The organism is Collinsella sp. CLA-ER-H10, from assembly GCF_040092475.1.
GTDB lineage: Bacteria > Actinomycetota > Coriobacteriia > Coriobacteriales > Coriobacteriaceae > Collinsella.
The window spans coordinates 79290-97800 of record NZ_JBBNLM010000007.1 but is presented as its reverse complement, the minus strand read 5'-3'; the positions used below and the strand labels follow the sequence as shown (position 1 = coordinate 97800).

The window sequence follows — 18511 nt, the reverse complement described above, 5'->3', positions numbered from 1 at the left end:
CGGCGTGACCGGCGACGAGGACTACGTCATCATCGACACCGCCGAGTACGCGATCCCGGGCCTGGACGACGACTTCCGCGTCATCGTGTCGCCGTGGATCCTGTCCGTGCTGACCACCGACCGCCTCTCGCGCAACTACGAGCTGGTCACCAAGCACAACCTCAAGTACCGCCGCTACTACCACCAGTTCGACTACTAAGAGCTGGCCGCAGGGCCGATATCTTGGCTGGTTGATATCTCGACCCTACACAAGGGCGTCCGCATTCGCGCGGGCGCCCTTTTTGCGTTGCCGTCGGCGCAGGGTGTCCTCGGCGGAAATCTCATCCCGGAATTTCGGCTCAGAGTGGGATGCGGTTTCCGGATGCGTCCCATTCTGAAGCCCCGAAACGGGACGCGCTTTCCGCTTGGGGTCCGATCCGGAAAGCTCATCCCGTTCCGAGCATCAAATCCGGGACATGCTTTCCGCGCTCCGCCCCTTGCAGAAAGCGCGTCTCCTTCCAAACACAAATCTTGCGGTACAGCTTCTGCAAAGACGCGAAGTGGCCGCTGACAGCAAAGAGGGGCTGCCGAGACAATGCCCGACGGCCCCTCCCCTCATAACTTGCTATCGATGCCAATCGCCACAAGGGCGCGGCTGCCTACTTGCTGATCGCGCCCGTCATATAGATAAACTGCACGCGATTTATATGTCCGCCCTGCTCGCCGTTGACAAAGTCCGTCGGCGTAAAGCCGGGGTTGAGCATTTCCTCGATCTTGTCCTTAACGGTGTCGATGACCTGAGTATCGAGATTGCTCGTTCGGTCGGTAAGCTCCTGCATGCCGTTGCCGAGCTCGGATGCGCCGCTGACAAGCGTACCTGCACCCGAGGAGAGAAGATTCATGCCGCTAGCAAGGCTAGCAGCACCTGTCTTGAGCTGCGCCGCACCGTTGTTGAGCTGTGATGCGCCGTTGGCAAGCGCGGGCGTGGCACCGTTGAGCTGCTGTGTGCCCGCAGCAAGCTGGTCGGTGCCCGCGGCAAGAGCCGCGGCGCCATCGCTCAGCTGACCCGCGCCCGTTGCTGCAGAGCCAACACCGGCGACAAGACCGGGGTTCACGGCCGTGGGGTTTGCCGGGTTGATCGCGCTGTTCATATAGGCGATGGCTCCGGCCAGACTCAGCTGTTGGCCATCCTGGACAGTGGTGTAGCCCTGAATGGCGCTATCGAGCGCGGTGACGGCACCCTGGGCGCCGCCCTGGGCGCCGGCCGCCTGGGCCAAAGTCGTAACCTGATCGGTAAGCGTGCCAAACATGGACTCGGCACCCTTAAGGCCCTGCGACACCTGCGTGTTAAGACCCTGCGCGCCCGCAACGGCATTGGATGCAGAATCGAGAAGCGCGGTAAGACCCGTCGCATCGGCGCTCGATGCCGCCGTGGCGGCGGCACCCGCGCTGGTAGCAGCACTGCCGGCACTTGCGGTGGCGGCATCCAGCTGTGCCGTAGCCTCGCTTAGCTTGGCTGCCGCAGCCTTGGCGGAGTCGAGATCGGCCGCGTTATCCAGCGCGTCCTGAGCATCGGCGACCGCCGCCTTGGCAGCGGCAATAGATGCAACGGTGCTCTCGGCGCCAGCCTTTGCGCTCTCGGCGTTAGCCTTTGCCGCATCGTTGCCCATGGCGCTCGCGGCCTGCTTTGCCCCGCCGAGCGCCTGCTGTGCACCGGCAAGGTACTGCCCCTCGCCGCTGAGCGCCGCCGTAAGACCCTGCGGCCCGTACAGCGCGCTGTAGGCGTTGCCCGACGTAGCGGTCACGGCGTCCTGGGCCGCCTTGGCCGCAGCCTGCGCCTTGGCAAGGTTTGCCTCCTGAGCCTGCTTGCCCAGCGTCAGCGCGTCGACGTACGTATCGGACCCAGCGGCAATTCCACTTATGCCGCCCGAGATCTGCTGTGCGCTCCCCTGCAGCTTGGAAAGGCCCGCCGAAAGATCGGACGCACCGCCCTTAAGCTGCACGGCACCGGCATTAACCCCCTCGGCACCGGCATTAAGGTTGCTCACGCCTTCGACCAGCGTGGGGACCTGCGCGTTGAGCTGACTCGTACCCGCCGCGAGCGCAGCGGCGCCACTGGACAGCGTGCCGGCACCGGTATTGGCCGTGGCAAGCGAGGCCGCGAGCGTCTTGACACCGTCGGCAACCTGGCCAGCACCGCTATTGGCCGTAGCAATACCGTTGGAGAGCTCCACGAGCTGGCTCGTATCCATGCTGCTCGAGTCCACATCGATGGCAAGATTCAGCGGCACGCCGACAATCTGCCAGCCATCAAACTCAAAATCCTCAACATCGGTCGTAATGGTGTAGTCTCCGGTGCTGCCGGGAATCACCATGTAGGTAAGCTGCGTGTTGGAGCCGTTGGCAGCAACCGTGGCGCCCTCAGCCTCAATATCGTGTGCCTCGGCATCCTTAAGCTGACCGGTAATCTGAACCAGGTAGTTATCGGCATAATCGCCACCGGTATAGTCGTCATTCTTTTCGACCTTGAGCTTCATGGTGAGCTTGCCGCTCTTGCCCGCCAAATCCTTGGCGTCGATATCGCGGCCATCGAGCTGGTATGCCACGGTGACGTTCCACGGCATCTGAGTGTTCTTGTCCAGATCGCCCTGGTAGACAAAGTCCTGCACTCCCTGGCCCGTAACGGCAACCGACCCGCTGTCGTCCGTTAGTTTTTGAGTCGTCGATAGGTTGGTCACTTTGTTATAGGTGCCGGCATCGTCGATCTTGACGCCCTTATTGGCCTCGAAGCTATTGACCACGTAAACACCCGTGCGATTGCCGTCGGCATCGGTTTTGACGTATACGACCTGGTTTTTCTTATATCCCGGCGTGCTGTTATCGGAGTCCGTCGCCATCTGTTCACTCGTAGCCGAGGCAGCGCTCGTCGACCCTACGCCGTCGGCGAACACAACGGCACCGGGAACGGTAAGGGCCACGGTCAGACCGGCGGCAAGAGCGAGCGCAGCGATGCGCTTATGGGGACGACGTACAAGATCGCGTTGGGCTTTGAGCTCTTTCGAAGCGGTATCAGTGGTATGGGTATGCATTGCGGTATTCCTTCCAACTGCTTTGTAAAACGTTACTGAGCGGAGCCGTCCGCAGCCGATGCCTCGGTGGTATCCGAAACCGGATCCTGGGCATCCTTGGGCAAAAAATGAGCTTTGAGCGTGGTCTTGCCGATGAGGCCATCGAGCACATACAGGAAACCCGGCAGCGCAAAGAGTACGGCGACTAGGGAGATGCTCACGCCGACGCCCAGGAACCAGCCGATCTGCTTGAGCACGCCGTGGCTCGAGATCGCATGGATCAGGAAGCCACTGATTAGCAGAACCGATCCAGAGGTCAAAACAGGAATCGTGCAAGCTTCCATGGTCTCGAGTAGCGCTTCGCGCTTATGCATGGTCACGCGGTCCTCACGATAGCGGTCAGCAATCAGGATGCCGTAGTCGACGGCAACGCCCAGCTGGATGGAGCTCACAATTAAGTAGGCGAGGAAGAACTCGTGCATACCGGTGTAGAGCGGTGCAGCAAAGTTGACCCAGATCGAGGTCTCAATCACGAGCACCAAGATGATCGGCAGGCTCAGCGACTTGGTGGCCAGCAGCAAGACCGCGAACACGGCCACGACGGCGATGAGGTCGACCTTGCCCTTATCGACGGTGATGGTGTCCTTAAGGTCGGTGGTGCTCACGCCCTCGCCGGCGAGCATTGCCTTACCCGGATAATGTTTGTCCGCGATACAACGAATCTTCTTGACCAGCTTAAATGTACTCGGACCCTCGTAGGGCGCGGTAACCGTGAGCACCAAACGGCTGTAGTGCTCTCCCTCCACCAGATCGAGCGTGTCCTTTTCGGCCATGCCCGTGGGGATATAGGGACTCGCAACGTCAACATAGCTCTGGATGGACTTGACCTCGGGGAGCGCCTTGAGCTCATTGGAGAGTGCCTGCTCCTCGCTCACCTCTCCACGGGGAACGAGCACAACGTAGGTATCGGAGTTGCCAAAGACCTCCTTGACCTTGTCCATATCCTGACCAAGCCGCGTATCCGAACCAAAAATGTGCGAAGTGCCGTAGTAGTACGTGATATCGCTGGAGGTCGATGCCACACGCGCAGGGTAAACCACGGCGAGGATCACGACGGCAGCGGGGATACAGACCTTGAGCACCAGACGGGCGAACTTACCCAGCGGCGGGACAAAGGGCCTGTGCTGCGATTTTTGCACAAAGCCATCGAACTGAACGAACATCGAAGGAACAAAGGTAAAGACCGATACCAGGCTGATGGCGATACCCTTTGCAAGGGCAAGACCAAGGTCGGGGCCGATCTTAAACTGCATGGCGGCAAGCGCGATAAAGCCGATGCAGACCGTGCAACCGCTCGAAAACACGGCGACCGAGGACAGGCAGCACGACTGCACCATGTCTTCGGCAACGCTGCCGTGGCGGCCACGCTCCTCGTTAAAGCGGTGCAGCAAAAAGACCGAGAAGTCCAGCGCGATGGCAACCTGCAAAATGGAGCCCGCAGAGTTGGTGACAAAGCTAATCTCGCCAAAGATGAGGTTGGTGCCCCAGTTGATAAACACCGAGACGCCCAGGCCCAGCAGCACCAGGATGGGTTCGGCCCAGCTGGTAGTCGTGATGACCAGAATCACGAAGATAATCGCTATGACAGCGACCGTGATAATGCTGATCTGCTGCTCGGTCGATGTGGTGGCGAGCGCGTTAGACATGGCCGAGCCCGTAATGGCGCCCTCGTCGCCCACGATATCTCGAATAGCGTCGGTTGCCTCGATCTCCTTTTCGGAATTAACCGTCACCGTAAACAGGGCGTTGTTCTTTTTGTAATAGGTCTCAACGGTGTCTTTGTCTTGCGTGGCAAGCGGCTGATCGATATCTGCCGCGTCGTCAAGCCATAGGACCTCCTCGACGCCGTCGACCTTTTTGATTTTGTCCTTGTATTTGAGCGCCTGAGCGATCGAGACATTGGGCACCATAACGCGACAGTTGGGAATGTCACCCTCAAACTCATCACCCATGGTATTCAGAGCGACGGTCGACGCCGCTTCGTCGGGCAGATAGCTCGTAATGTCGTAGTTAACGCCTACAAACTGGCGCAGGAACAGGCATACCAGTGCTGCCACCGCATAGAACGCGATGATGGGTTTGCGGTGCTTCACGACCCATCGAAATAGCTTCTCTTTCAACCTCAATCCTCCATAACGCTCAGCCTATGTTTTGCTCTTTGTTATATTCCACATTTGGTAGTTATACAACATGTGTAGGATAAAGGCGCCATAAAGATATGCGATTGACGCGGTCCCGGAGCCAAAACAGCCGCTGCAGAAGCAGTTCGGAAAAGGTCCTCAGCGGAAACTGCATCCCAGTTTTTAGACGAAAAACGGGATATGGTTTCTGGTTGGCCTAGATAATCGTCAGATTTAGCTGAGCGTCTGCCCCTATGTTTCCAAATGAATACGGTGTGAGCTGCGGACAAGGATTTTCCCCGCAAGCACTCTAGTATGCTAAAGTACCCAAAAGACCGGCGGAGCTATGCCGGTCGTTTGTTCTGTATGCAACACAGCATGAGGAGGCTCACCAGATGACGGCCACACCGTGGGGATTCCGGGACATATTGCCCGAGGAGGCTCAGGCGCGCGAGGAGATCGCGCTGACGGTGAAGGGCTGCTTTAGGGAGCATCATTATCTGCCGGTTGAGACGCCGCTGCTCGAGGACAAGGGCTCGCTCGAGGAGGGCGGCCGTATCGCGGACACGCCGTTTAAGCTTTTTGACGATGACGGCCGCTTGTTGGTGGTTCGTCCCGACAATACGTTGCCGATCGTGCGTTTGGTCTCGACCCGCATGCGCGCGGCCGACTTGCCGCTGCGCCTGCGCTATGAGGCGCCGGTGGTTCGCGAATGCCAGCGCAATGCCGGCGGTTCGCGTCAATTTACCCAGCTGGGTTTTGAGCTCATCGGCGCGGGCGATACCGCGGGCGATGTCGAGATCGTCTCGCTGGTGGCCGAGGCCGTTCGCAAGTTGGCGCTGCCCGATGCGCGCATTATCGCAGGTAGCGTGCGCCCGTTTAAGGAGCTGCTCGCGGCGTGCGAGGATCGCGAGCTGGCTGCCGAGGCTCTGCGCTGCGTGCACGCCAACGACTTTGTGGGCCTCGATGCCCGCGTGGCGGCAAGCGCCGAGACCGATGCCGTTAAGGCCGCCGTCAGCGAACTGCCGCGCCTGCATGGTGGGGCCGAAGTGCTCGATCGCGTGGATGCGCTGCTGGCGGCTGCCGGTATTGTCGCGCCGCTGACGCGCGAACTCCGTGCCCTGGTTGATGGTCTGGCTCCCGAGGACGCCCAGGTGCTGTCGTTCGACTTCTCCATCATGAACTCTTTCGATTACTACACGGGCCTGGTCTTTAAGGCCTATGCCGGTGGCCTGCCCGATCCGGTGGGCTCGGGCGGTCGCTACGACTCTATCTTTACCGGCGCGTTCGGCGACGGCATCGAGGTGCCGGCGGCGGGCTTCGCCTTTTCGCTCGAGCGTCTGGAGGCCGCGTGCACCTCTGCCGAGGACGCCGCCTCCGATGGTGACCACGCCGTGGGCCGCGGCGCCGAAGGCCCGCTACGCATCGCCGTGCCCAAGGGCTCGCTTAAGGCCGACACGCTCGACGTGCTCGAGGCCGCGGGCCTGGACGTCTCTGAGCTGCGCGACCCCGGCCGTCACCTGATTGTGCGCGGTCGCGACACGCGTGCCGGCGAGGGCACGGTCGGCGATATCGAGTTTGTCATCGTGCGTCCCAGCGACGCGCCCGCTTTTGTGGGCTGTGGTGGTGCCGATTGCGGCATCTGTGGCTGGGACTCGCTCATCGAGGCAGACCTCAACTTGCTGCAGCTGGTCGATCTGGGCTACGGCCTGTGCACGTTTATCGAGGCAGAGCCCGCGTGGCGCGCCGGCCAGGCCGAGCGCAACTATGCCCGCCGCGGGTCGCTTCGCGTGGCCACCAAGTATCCGCGCATCGCGAGTGCCTGGTATGCCGAGCGCGGCGTGAACGCCGATATCGTCTCACTGCACGGCAACATCGAGCTGGGCCCCATCGTCGGCATGACCGATCGCATCGTGGATATTGCCGCCACGGGCGCCACGCTGCGCGATAACGACCTGGTCATCACCGGCCGCATCATGGACTGCACGGCCCGCTTCTTTGTCAATCCGGGCGCCGCACGTCTGGATCCGCGCGTACGCAATCTGGCAGATCGCTTGGCGGCTGCCGTGAAGGACAAGCATTTTGAGCCCGTCGCGGGCTCGGCACAATAGCGCGAGCGCGCACGGGCGCCCCAACGTACGGGCTGCGGGCCGACTGGTGCCGCTGCCCAGTCGCTCGTTTTTCGAACACAACCTCGACCGATAGGGGATACCGATATGAAGACCATCAAGCTTGCTCCCGGTGAGCGCCTCGTTACCAACCAGCTCAACCGCAAGGGCGTGCTGCCGCAAAACATCGTCGACGCCGCCCGCGATATCGTGGCCAACGTGCGTGCCAACGGCGATGCCGCGGTGCGCGATTACTGCCAGCGTTTTGACGGTGTCGAGCTGCAGAGCTTCCGTCTGCCGCAAGAGCAGATCGATGCCGCGCTCGAAGGCCTCGATCCCGCTTTTGCCGCGGCGCTCGAAAAGGCTGCACGCCAGATTCGTGAGTTCCACCAGCGCGAGGTCGAGCAGAGCTGGTTTACCACGCGTGCGGACGGCACGATGCTCGGCGTTAAGGTGACCCCGCTCGCGGCGGCCGGCATCTACGTGCCGGGCGGTCGCGCGCAGTATCCCTCCACGGTGCTCATGAATGCCATTCCCGCCAAGGTTGCCGGCGTCAAGCGCGTGGTCATGGTGACCCCGCCGCAGAAAGATGGCCTGATCAGCCCGTATACGCTCGCCGCGGCAAAGCTCGGCGGCGTGGACGAGATCTATATGGTGGGTGGCGCTCAGGCCGTGGCCGCGCTGGCGTACGGCACCGAGACTATTCCGCGCGTCGACAAGATCACCGGCCCGGGCAACGCCTTTGTCGCTGCGGCCAAGCAGATTGTCTCGGGCGACGTGGGTATCGACATGGTCGCTGGCCCCTCCGAAGTCTGCGTGCTGGCCGATGCCACGGCCAAGCCCATGGTGGTCGCGGCCGACCTGATGGCCCAGGCCGAGCACGATCCGCTGGCAGCCTGCTATCTGGTGACCTGCGACGAGCAGTTTGCGCGCGAGGTCGAGGCAGGCATCGATATCCTGGTGGCGCAGTCGCCGCGTGCCGAGATCACGCGTGCTTCGCTCGACAATGAGGGCACCATCGTGGTGGCCGCCGACATGGCTGCCGCCGTCGAGGCGGTGAATACCGTGGCGCCCGAGCACTTGGAGCTGCACTGCAAGGACGCGATGGGCCTGCTCGGCGGCATTCGCAACGCCGGCGCCATCTTTGTGGGCGCTTGGAGCTCCGAGCCGCTCGGCGATTATGTTGCCGGTCCCAACCACACGCTGCCAACCGGCGGCACGGCCATGTTCTCCAACCCGCTTTCGGTCGAAGAGTTCGTTAAGCGCTCGAGCGTCATTTGCTATACGCCCGAGGGCCTGCTCTCTGACGCTCCCGCCACACAGCGTCTAGCCGAGGCCGAGGGCCTGTGGGCGCACGCGCTTTCTGCTGCCCTGCGTCGTCGCGTGCTGGAGCAGGGCGAGGATGCCGTGAGTGCCGAGTCACTGGCTGCGGCCGACCTGACCAAGGTCGCCTGGCCGGGCGACGCCGTGGCGACGGTTGCTGAGGGCGTGGACCTGGCGGCGGCTGCGGGCGGTGCCGCTGGCGCGACCGGCGAGGAGGCCTAATATGGCCGAGCTGACGCCCCGCATGAAGGAGCTCGTCCAGCCCTACTTGACCGGCATCGAGCCCTACGATCCCAACTTTACGCCCACGCGCATCAATCTTTCGGCCAACGAGAACACCTATCCCGTGCCGGCCGGCGTGCGCGAGGCGGTTGATGCGGCCTTGGCTGCCGCACCGCTCAACCGCTATCCCGATCCCATGTCTAACGACCTGCGCGACGAGCTTGCTGCCTGGCATGGCGTGACGCGCGAGAACATCTGCGTGGGCAACGGCGGCGACGAGCTGCTCTATAACTATCTGCTGGCGTTTGGCGGTGCGGGGCGGACCCTGCTCAACTGCCCGCCGTGCTTTAGCGAGTACGCGTTCTTTGCGTCGCTCTGCCAGACCGAGGTGCGCGACGTGTGGCGCGACCCCGCGACCTTTGAGCTCGATCAGACAGCCGTGCTTGCGGCGGCGCCCGAGTGCAACCTGGCAATCGTGACCTCGCCCAACAATCCCACGGGCGACGTGGCGCCGCTCGACTTTGTCGCGGCGCTTTGCGATGCGTGCCCCGGCATGGTAATGGTCGACGAGGCCTACGTTGAGTTCGCCGACGATTCGTTTGGCGCGGCCACCACGGCGCAAGGCCTTATCGCCGAGCATCCCAACCTGGTGATTCTGCATACGCTGTCCAAGGCGTTTGGCGCTGCCGGTACGCGTCTGGGTTACGTGATCGCGGCGCCGGAAGTCATCGACGTGTTCGCGGCGATTCGCCAGATCTATTCGGTCAATGTGCTGAGCCAGGCCGCCGCGCTTGCCTGCGTGCGTGCCCGCGATGCGTACGCGCCCGTGGTGGCGCAGGTCGCAACCGAGCGCGAGCGCGAGCTGTGCGCCCTGCGCTCGATGGCTGCCGAAGGCCTGCCCGTGGAGGTATGGCCGAGCGCGGCGAACTTTGTGCTCGTACGCACGCCGCATGCCACGCGCGTGCGTGAGCGCCTGCGCGACGAGTATTCGATTTTGGTGCGCGACTTTAGCTATGCACCGGGGCTCGCGGACTGCCTGCGCATCACCGTGGGTACCCCACAGGAAAACGACGAGGTGCTGGCTGCGTTTGCCGCGCTGGTGAAGGAGGAGATGTAGATGGGCCGTTATGCCGAGGTGACCCGCAAGACGGGGGAGACCGACATTGTCGTCAAGCTCGACCTGGACGGATGCGGCGTGTGCGATATCTCGACCGGCGTACCGTTTTTCGACCACATGCTCAATGCTTTTGGCCGCCATGGCCTGTTTGATCTGACGGTGCATGCGGTGGGCGATGTGGAGGTCGACGCACACCACACCGTCGAGGACACGGGCATTGTGCTGGGCGAGGCGTTTTGCCAGGCGCTGGGCGACAAGGCGGGCATCACGCGCTTTTCCGATGCGGCGATCGCCATGGACGAGACGCTCGTGATGGCTGCCGTGGACATCTCGGGCCGTGGCCAGGCTTATTGCGAGCTGCCCGTGCCGACCGAGCGCGTGGGCACGTTCGATACCGAGCTGGCCGTCGAGTTCTTTTATGCCTTTGCACGCGATGCCAAGCTCACACTGCACGTGCGCGAACTGGCGGGCGGCAACTCGCATCACATTATCGAGGCCGCCTTTAAGGCCGTGGGCCGCACGATGCGCCAAGCCTGTGAGCTGGACCCTCGCGTGCAGGGCATCCCCAGCACCAAGGGTTCACTGTAACCGCCACAAGGGTAAAAACCACCACGAAGGTGCCTGTCCCCTTTGTGGTGGTTTTGGATGATGGGAAAAGGGAGGGTCGCGTGGGCGAACCGAAGATCGTGGTGGTCGACTACCACAAGGGCAACTTGTCGAGCGTCGTGCGCGGGCTTGCGCGCGCCGGTGCCGCCGCCTGCACATCGGACGACCCGGAGCAGATTCGCAACGCCGACGGCCTGGTCATCCCGGGCGTGGGCGCGTTCTATGACGCGATCGCCTTTATGCGCCAGAGCGGCGAGGAGGCGGCCGTGCTCGACGCCGTTGCCGCTGGAACTCCGCTGCTCGGCATCTGCCTGGGCCTTCAATTATTTTTTGAGCGCGGCAACGAGGGCGTGCCTGCGGACGAGGGCGCAGTTGCCGACGGCAACACCCCCGAGCAGGCCGGTGGCCCCTGGGTCGATGGCCTGGGTATTATGCGCGGTTCGTGCGCGCGTCTGGAGTCGAGCCGCCTGAAGGTGCCGCACGTGGGGTGGGACCAGGTGCACATGACGCCTGCCGGTGCGGCCGATCCGCTGCTCGCCGGTTTTGCCGAGGGCGCCAATATGTACTTCACCCACAGCTATGCGGTGGCCGACGATGCCGATGCCGCCGATGTTCTGGCACGCACGCACTACACGCGGAGCTTCCCGTGCATCGTGCGCCACGGCAACGTGTGGGGCTGCCAGTTCCATCCCGAGAAATCCTCTGCGCTGGGTCAGCGCATTCTTAAGAACTTCGTGAGCATCGTCGAGGGGGCCGGCCGATGATTCTGTTTCCCGCAATCGATTTGATCGGCGGCAAGGTCGTGCGCCTGGAGCGCGGCGACCGGAGCCGCTGCAAGGTATATTCCGACGACCCCGTGGCCGTTGCCGGCTCCTTTGCCGAGCAGGGTGCGAGCTGGGTGCACGTCGTCGACCTGTCCGCTGCCTTTGGCGAGGACGAGGACGCGTGCGCTGCCAACTCGGCAGCGATTAAGGCCATCTGCAGCGTCGACGGTCTGTCCGTGGACGTGGGCGGCGGCGTCCGCTCGCTCGCGCGGATCGACGAGCTGGCCGGCTACGGCGCGCGTCGCATCGCACTCGGCACGGTGCTCGTGACCGAGCCGGGATTTGCCGAGGTGGTGGCTCGCGGCTTTAGCGAGCTGTTGGTGGCAGACATCGCCGCGCGCGACGGTCAGGTCAAGGTGAACGGCTGGCGTGACGGCGCGGGCGTGGCACTCGACGACGCCGTGGCGCAGCTCACCGAGCTGGGCTTTAAACACTTGGTCTATACCGATATCGCGCGCGATGGCATGCAGACGGGCATCGACGTGGCGGCATATCGCCATGTGGCCGAGGTCGCGGGCTTTCCCGTTGTGGCTTCGGGCGGTATCTCGACACTCGACGATATCCGCGCGCTTGCCGCGGTGGGCGAGGATGCCATCGAGGGCGCCATTACCGGTCGTGCGCTCTACGAGGGCAACTTTACGCTGGCCCAGGCGCTGGCCGCCGCCCGAGGGGAGGAGTAGCCCATGCTTACCAAACGCGTAATTCCCTGTCTGGATGTTAAGGACGGCCGCGTGGTCAAGGGCGTCAACTTTGTGAGCTTGCGCGATGCGGGCGACCCGGTGGAGCTAGCGCGTGCCTACGATCGCGAGGGTGCGGACGAGGTCGTCTTCCTGGATATTACCGCCACGAGTGACAACCGCGCGACGACTATCGAGATGGCGGCGCATGCGGCCGAGGAGCTGGCTATTCCCTATACCGTGGGCGGCGGCTTTCGCGATCTTGCGGGCATGCGCACCATGGTTGCCGCCGGTGCCGACAAGGTGTCGCTCAACTCGGCGGCCGTGCGCGACCCGTCGCTGATTAGCCAGGCTGCCGCGGCGTTTGGCAGCCAGGCCGTGGTCGTGGCGATCGATGCCAAGCGCGTGGGGCTGCCCGGGGAGCCGGGCGCCGATAAGTGGGAGGTCTTTACGGCGGGCGGCCGCAACGCTACGGGTATCGACGCGGTGGCGTGGGCCGAGGAAGCGGCTCGTCGCGGCGCCGGCGAGATCCTGCTGACCAGCATGGATCGCGACGGCACCAAGGCCGGCTTTGACCTGGCACTCACCCGTGCCGTGGCGCGCGCGGTGCCAATCCCCGTCATCGCGAGTGGTGGCGTGGGCACGCTCGAGCATTTTGCCGAGGGTGTGATCGAGGGCGAAGCCGACGCCGTGCTGGCGGCGAGCGTCTTTCACTTTGGAACCTTCAGCATTCGCCAGGTGAAGGAGTATATGGCCAGTCAAGGCATCCCCGTGAGATTGGATTTTTAAATGGAGCAAGTGACAACTGCGTCCGAGCTCAAATACGACGCCTGCGGGCTGATTCCTTGTGTGGTTCAGCAGTATGACACCAGCGAGGTGCTTATGGTTGCTTGGATGAACGAGGAGTCGGTGGGGCTGACGCTCAAGACCGGTACCACATGGTTTTGGAGTCGCAGCCGCCAGGAGCTCTGGAACAAGGGCGCGACGAGCGGCAATATGCAGGAGGTCAAGGAACTCTGGGCCGACTGCGATAGCGATACGCTGCTGGTCAAGGTTGACTCGCCGGGCCCGGCTTGCCACACCGGCAACCGTACCTGCTTCTTTAAGAAACTCGCCTAAGGCGGGCGTCCTGTTGGGCGCTCGGTAAAACGGAAAGGATTGAACTATGGGTGTGCGCACCGCAAATGTTCAGGATGGAAATATCGGCGAGACGCTGACGGGGCTGGCCGAGGTGATTCACGGTCGTCGCGATGCGTCGCCACAGGAGAGCTACACCGCTCGTCTGTTGACCGACGTCGAGGACGAGCTGCTCAAGAAGCTTGCCGAGGAGGCGAGCGAGGTGATCATGGCCTGCAAGGATAACGATCACGACCACATCCGCTACGAGGCCGGCGACCTGGTCTACCACCTGCTCGTAACGCTCGAACGCTACGGCATCACCCTCGACGAACTGGCCGGCGAACTCAACGCTCGCCGCCACTAGTTTTAGGCGAGGGGCGTGGACTCCCATTCTCCGGTAGCGTGGGGGATGTCGAAGGTTCGATAACCGCAGTCGTAGGCGTGGTCCTGGACCTCGCGGATATTCCAGCAGATATCGCAGGCGCGGTGCGCGTCCGAGCCAAAGGTGATGGGTACCTCGGCATGGGCAAAGCAGCGCAAGAGGCCGGTCGCGGGGTAGTAGTCGTCGAGTCCCTTGCGCGGCGCGGCAGTCGAGACCTCAACGCGCCGATTCGTGTCGTGTGCGCATTCTGCCATCTGCCCCCAGAACGGCGCGGGGTCAAAGTCGGGCGCAAACCCTTCCTTCGAAAAGCGCATGACCAGGTCGGGGTGGGCCATCACATCAAAGTTGAGTGAACTTTCGCAAGCACGGCACCAGTCGTCGACGTAGCGCTCCCACACGCCGCGCACGCCCAGGTTTTCCCAAACGTGCAGGTTGGTGTCATCGTCGATCCAACCGCAGCACGAATCGGGCGTATCGGGACGAGCGACGTCTTCTGTCCCCGTCGTGCCCGCAGCGCCTGCCGCAATATCGCCGGGGTCGCCAATCCAGTGCACGCTGCCCAAGCGTACCACGGCGCCCTGGGACCAGCGCTCTACCAAGGGCTCGCAGCCCTTGTACCAATCGCATTCAAAACCGTAGATAAAGGTGAGCTCCGGCGCGATCTGCGCGGCAAGCTTGCGGGCGTCCTCAAAAGCCAGACGATGTGCCGGCAGGTCGCCCTCGACAACCTGCACCTCGCAATTGGAATCCATGCTGGCAGGCAGGGTAAGGTGGTCGGTTGAGACCATGACACGGCAGCCTGCCGCAGCAGCGGCGCGGACGTTGTCCTCAAACGAGGCGTGCCCGTCCGAGAACGAGGTGTGGGTATGGCAATCGACCAGCGGGCATGCGGGCATGGCGACTCCTTTGCATTTGGCGAATCCGCTCCATTGTAATGGCGCAGCCTCGGCGCGTCGTGCGCGCGGGGTGCCGAAATCGACTGGAAAGGGTGCGCGGTGCGACCTCGCTTGCTCTCAAAACATGTACGTCAGCCTCCAAAACCGACAAAAAATGACATGTTTGGAGGCTGATGTACACGTTTGGTTAGGAGCGAGGGCGGCGACGGACGAAAGTCACGCCTGTGCCACGTCCGATGTGCTAGCGTTTGGATGAACAAAACGAGCCCGTGCGGAAAGGAGCCGGACCGTATGCCATGCGATAGCAAATCTCCGCTGTCCCGCGAGACCGATGCGCCCGAGACCATCGTCAAGCTGGAGTGCGACATCGACGACGCGTCGCCTGAGGTGCTCGCCTACGCCGCCGACCGCCTGCGCGAGGCCGGTGCGCGCGAGGTGCATTGGCTGCCCCTCTATTGCAAGAAAGGCCGCCCCGGCTGGCAGCTGCAGGTAATCTGTACCCACGAGGATATCGAGCGCCTGCAGACGATTATCTTTTTGGAAACCACGACCAATGGCATCCGCCGTCAAGTTATGGAGCGCGTTTGCCTGCCACGCCGCTTTGAGCGCGTAACAACGCCTTGGGGCGAGGTATCCGTTAAGGTGGCGACTCTGCCCGACGGCAGCGAGCGTGCAGCGCCCGAGTACGAGGACTGCGCCCGTCTCGCCCGCGAGCATAACGTACCGCTCCAGCGCGTGATGCATACGGCACAAGCCGCGGCGCTGCGATTTGAGTAACGCGGCCGGTGGCACGCCACGCCCAGCCCCATCAGCCCCACCCCGAAAGGATCCCTCATGAAATACCTCATCGCCTCCGACATCCACGGCTCGGCATACTGGGCCGAGCGCCTCTGCGCCGCCATCGAGTCCGAGCAGCCCGATCGCATTGTGCTGCTGGGCGACCTGCTCTACCACGGCCCGCGTAACGACCTGCCGCGCGACTACGCTCCCAAGCGCGTGATTCCGCTGCTCAACGCCCTGGCCGACCGCATCATCGCGGTGCGCGGCAACTGCGACGCCGAGGTCGACCAGATGGTGCTCGACTTCCCCGTCATGGCCGACTACGCCACGCTGTTCGACGAGACCGGCCGCGAGCTGTTCCTGACGCACGGCCATGTCTTTGGCGCCGGCATGCACAACAGCGTCGACCACGCGCCCGCGTTGCCCGGGGGCTCCGCGCTCGTCTACGGCCATACGCACATCAAGGTCAACGAGGAAAGCGCCGCGCACCCGGGCCTGTGGCTCTTCAACCCCGGTAGCGTGAGCATCCCCAAGGACGGCTCGCACAGCTACGGCATCTACGAGGGCGGCGCGTTCCGCCACGTGGTCATGGAGGAGGAGTAGCCATGGCGCAGCACATGGCTCAGCAAAATGCCGAGGGCTCGCGCGATCTGTCCACGCTGGTCGACGCGTCGGCCGAGCTGCAGCATCTGGTGCAGACCGTCTGGCGTCTGCGTCAGCCCGATGGCTGCCCGTGGGACCGTGAGCAGACGCACCGCAGCATTGGCAAGAACATGATCGAGGAGGCCTACGAAGCGCTCGACTGCATCGAGGCGGACGACGCGGTTCACCTACGCGAGGAGCTGGGCGACGTGCTCATGCAGGTCGTGCTGCATGCGCAGATTGCTGCCGACGCCGGCGAGTTTACGCTGGCCGACGTGGCGCGCGATATCGACGCCAAGCTCATTCGCCGTCATCCGCACGTGTTTGGCGATGTGGATGCCGATAACTCCGACGAGGTGCTCAAGATTTGGGACGAGGTCAAGCTTGCCGAGAAGGCTGCCAAGGACAAGGCCGTGGCGGCAGGCGAGGCTGCGCCCGAGGGCCTGCTTGACGGCGTGCCCACACATCTGCCGGCGCTGATGCAGGCCCAGAAGGTGTCGCGCAAGGCGGCTGCCGTGGGCTTTGAGTGGGAGACAGTCCAGGATGTGTGGGACGAGGTTGCCGAGGAGCGTGCCGAGTTTGAGGCCGAGGCTCCCGGCTCGCCCGAGCGCGAGATGGAGTTTGGCGACCTGCTCTTTGCCCTGGTCAACGTTGCGCGCAAGGAGGGAATCGACGCCGAGAGCGCTCTGCGCGCGAGTACGGCCAAGTTCCGCCGTCGCTGGGCCGCGATGGAGCAGATGGCGGCCAACGCCCATGTGGATCTGGCTGAGCTTTCGACCCACGGTCTCAATGACCTGTGGGATGCCGCAAAGGCGGAGGAGTAAGACTGCGGGGACGACGGGCTGACAGGCCTCATCGTTCCCGCTAAATTTTTCGAAAAACAAGTGTATCCCTCGGCTAACTTAGGGCATAATGCAAAAAGTGCGACATGGCTAACTTACGGAGGCACACCGACGGTGCACGGTCGGCCGGTCGCCAAGCATTCAACCCGTTTCCAAGTGAGAGGGAGACAACATGAGCGATATTTTGGACGTCTACGGTCGCGAGGTGCTCGACAGCCGCGGCAACCCCACCGTCGAGGTCGAGGTCGTGCTCGAGGACGGCAGCTTCGGTCGCGCGATGGTGCCTTCGGGCGCTTCGACCGGCGCCTTTGAGGCCTGCGAGCTGCGCGATGGCGACAAAGGCCGCTACCTGGGCAAGGGCGTCTCTCAGGCCGTCGAGCATGTCAACAACGAGTGCGCTAACGCCGTCGTGGGCCTCGATGCCTTCGATCAGCGTGCCATTGACGCCGCACTGATTGCCACCGATGGTACGCCCAATAAGACCAAGCTCGGCGCCAACGCTATTCTGGGCGTATCGCTGGCCGTTGCCCGCGCCGCTGCCGAGTCGGCGGGCCTGTCGCTGTACCAGTACCTGGGCGGCGTCAACGCCCACCTGCTGCCCACGCCCATGATGAACATCCTCAACGGCGGCGTGCATGCCGACAACAACGTCGACTTCCAGGAGTTCATGATTATGCCCGTGGGCGCCCCGAGCTTTGCCGAGGGCCTGCGCTGGTGCGCCGAGGTCTATCACACTCTCAAGGGCGTGCTGCACGAGGCCGGCCTGGGCGGCGGCGTGGGCGACGAGGGCGGCTTTGCGCCCAACCTCAAGACCAATGCCGAGCCGTTCGAGTACATTACCAAGGCCGTCGAGAAGGCTGGCTTTAAGCCCGGCGTCGACTTCATGTACGCCATGGACCCGGCGTCCACCGAGTTCTACAACGCCGAGACCGGTATGTACGAGCTCAAGGGCGAGGGCGTGGAGTACACGAGCGCCCAGATGGTTGATTACTGGGAGAAGCTCGTCGACGCCTATCCCATCATCTCCATCGAGGATGGCATGGCCGAGGAGGATTGGGACGGCTGGGTTGAGCTCACCCGTCGCATCGGCAACAAGGTGCAGCTGGTGGGCGACGACCTGTTCGTCACCAACACCGAGCGCCTCAAGAAGGGTATCGAGCTGGGCGCAGCCAACGCGATCCTGGTCAAGGTCAACCAGATTGGCACGCTCACCGAGTCGCTCGAGGCCATCGAAACCGCCAAGGAGGCCGGCTACGCTTGCATCGTGAGCCACCGTTCTGGCGAGACCGAGGACTCCACGATCGCCGACCTGGTCGTGGGCGTCAACGCCGGCCAGATTAAGTCGGGCGCCCCGTGCCGCAGCGACCGTATCGCCAAGTACAACCAGCTCATCCGTATCGAGGACGAGCTCGAGGGCAGCGCGCGCTACGCCGGCAAGGCCGCGTTCTACAACATTCGCTAAACAAGTGGTGCTCGGGGGGCGGGGTTGACTCGGATTTGCCTCGTCCCCGCCGGGTACTGTTGAGCACCATTGGGCGCTGGGCCATACGGCTCAGCGCCTTTTTTATGTCGAGTAAAGGCTGACGAAGGTGGTGCGGGCGCTCGTGCTATAACTAAAGGACTTAGCGCAAACAAACCTCAACCGCACAAGGCGCACATGGATCAGATTTACGACAACAGGTACTATTCCGCCGGTTCGCGCGAACCGTCACCTCGCCGTGCGCATTCGGTGCAGCTTGGCGGGTC

General features: G+C 63.1%; 16 protein-coding genes and 1 pseudogene. 14 read left to right on the top strand and 3 right to left on the bottom strand.

The window, feature by feature from the left end; genetic code table 11:
- Positions 1–199: pseudogene (locus AAAX36_RS05115) on the top strand (SIS domain-containing protein); the annotation flags it as partial.
- Between the two features lie 439 nt (positions 200–638).
- On the opposite strand, the gene AAAX36_RS05110 reads toward AAAX36_RS05115, so the two are convergent.
- Both AAAX36_RS05110 and AAAX36_RS05105 read right to left on the bottom strand, forming a co-directional pair.
- Positions 639–3068, bottom strand: coding sequence for a hypothetical protein (locus AAAX36_RS05110; RefSeq protein ID WP_349074398.1), 2430 nt, complete (start codon positions 3066–3068; stop codon positions 639–641).
- 32 nt (positions 3069–3100) lie between these two features.
- Positions 3101–5227: an MMPL family transporter gene (locus AAAX36_RS05105; protein ID WP_148332611.1), complete on the bottom strand. Its 2127-nt coding sequence runs from the start codon at positions 5225–5227 to the stop codon at positions 3101–3103.
- A 395-nt stretch (positions 5228–5622) separates the two neighbouring features.
- Between AAAX36_RS05105 and hisG the strand changes: the two genes are divergently transcribed.
- From hisG to hisE, 9 genes are all read left to right on the top strand, one after another.
- Positions 5623–7338, top strand: a complete 1716-nt coding sequence (gene hisG / locus AAAX36_RS05100; protein WP_148332613.1) for an ATP phosphoribosyltransferase — start codon at positions 5623–5625, stop codon at positions 7336–7338.
- Between the two features lie 105 nt (positions 7339–7443).
- Complete coding sequence (hisD, locus tag AAAX36_RS05095; protein ID WP_148332615.1) at positions 7444–8880, top strand: histidinol dehydrogenase; 1437 nt, start codon at positions 7444–7446, stop codon at positions 8878–8880.
- 1 nt (position 8881) lies between these two features.
- Positions 8882–9997, top strand: a complete 1116-nt coding sequence (gene hisC / locus AAAX36_RS05090) for a histidinol-phosphate transaminase (protein WP_349074395.1) — start codon at positions 8882–8884, stop codon at positions 9995–9997.
- Entirely contained in the window at positions 9998–10585 is a 588-nt protein-coding gene (gene hisB, locus AAAX36_RS05085) for an imidazoleglycerol-phosphate dehydratase HisB (protein WP_349074393.1), read from the top strand. It abuts the gene before it with no gap.
- Positions 10586–10665: 80 nt separating this feature from the next.
- Positions 10666–11367 (top strand): imidazole glycerol phosphate synthase subunit HisH, encoded by a 702-nt coding sequence (locus tag AAAX36_RS05080; protein ID WP_138113411.1) that lies wholly within the window; start codon positions 10666–10668, stop codon positions 11365–11367.
- Complete coding sequence (locus AAAX36_RS05075; RefSeq protein WP_138113409.1) at positions 11364–12107, top strand: HisA/HisF-related TIM barrel protein; 744 nt, start codon at positions 11364–11366, stop codon at positions 12105–12107. The genes AAAX36_RS05080 and AAAX36_RS05075 overlap by 4 nt, the downstream gene beginning before the upstream one ends.
- Before the next feature lie 3 nt (positions 12108–12110).
- Complete coding sequence (gene hisF, locus AAAX36_RS05070) at positions 12111–12893, top strand: imidazole glycerol phosphate synthase subunit HisF (protein ID WP_117654877.1); 783 nt, start codon at positions 12111–12113, stop codon at positions 12891–12893.
- On the top strand, positions 12894–13223 hold the full coding sequence (gene hisI, locus AAAX36_RS05065; protein ID WP_138113407.1) for a phosphoribosyl-AMP cyclohydrolase: 330 nt from the start codon (positions 12894–12896) through the stop codon (positions 13221–13223). It abuts the gene before it with no gap.
- A 46-nt stretch (positions 13224–13269) separates the two neighbouring features.
- Complete coding sequence (gene hisE / locus AAAX36_RS05060) at positions 13270–13587, top strand: phosphoribosyl-ATP diphosphatase (RefSeq protein WP_006235893.1); 318 nt, start codon at positions 13270–13272, stop codon at positions 13585–13587.
- A 2-nt stretch (positions 13588–13589) separates the two neighbouring features.
- Here hisE and AAAX36_RS05055 read toward each other — a convergent pair whose 3' ends face one another.
- A complete protein-coding gene (locus tag AAAX36_RS05055; RefSeq protein WP_349074389.1) occupies positions 13590–14501 on the bottom strand; it encodes a PHP domain-containing protein in 912 nt (303 codons plus the stop codon).
- A 291-nt stretch (positions 14502–14792) separates the two neighbouring features.
- Between AAAX36_RS05055 and larC the strand changes: the two genes are divergently transcribed.
- From larC to eno, 4 genes are all read left to right on the top strand, one after another.
- The gene (gene larC, locus AAAX36_RS05050) at positions 14793–15278 is read left to right on the top strand and encodes a nickel insertion protein (protein ID WP_349074388.1); all 486 of its coding nucleotides are present in this window, start codon (positions 14793–14795) and stop codon (positions 15276–15278) included.
- A 57-nt stretch (positions 15279–15335) separates the two neighbouring features.
- Positions 15336–15884, top strand: a complete 549-nt coding sequence (yfcE, locus tag AAAX36_RS05045; protein WP_195361820.1) for a phosphodiesterase — start codon at positions 15336–15338, stop codon at positions 15882–15884.
- 2 nt (positions 15885–15886) lie between these two features.
- Positions 15887–16747 (top strand): nucleoside triphosphate pyrophosphohydrolase, encoded by an 861-nt coding sequence (mazG, locus tag AAAX36_RS05040; protein ID WP_349074387.1) that lies wholly within the window; start codon positions 15887–15889, stop codon positions 16745–16747.
- A 190-nt stretch (positions 16748–16937) separates the two neighbouring features.
- Entirely contained in the window at positions 16938–18227 is a 1290-nt protein-coding gene (gene eno / locus AAAX36_RS05035) for a phosphopyruvate hydratase (RefSeq protein ID WP_349074386.1), read from the top strand.
- Positions 18228–18511 lie beyond the last annotated feature (284 nt).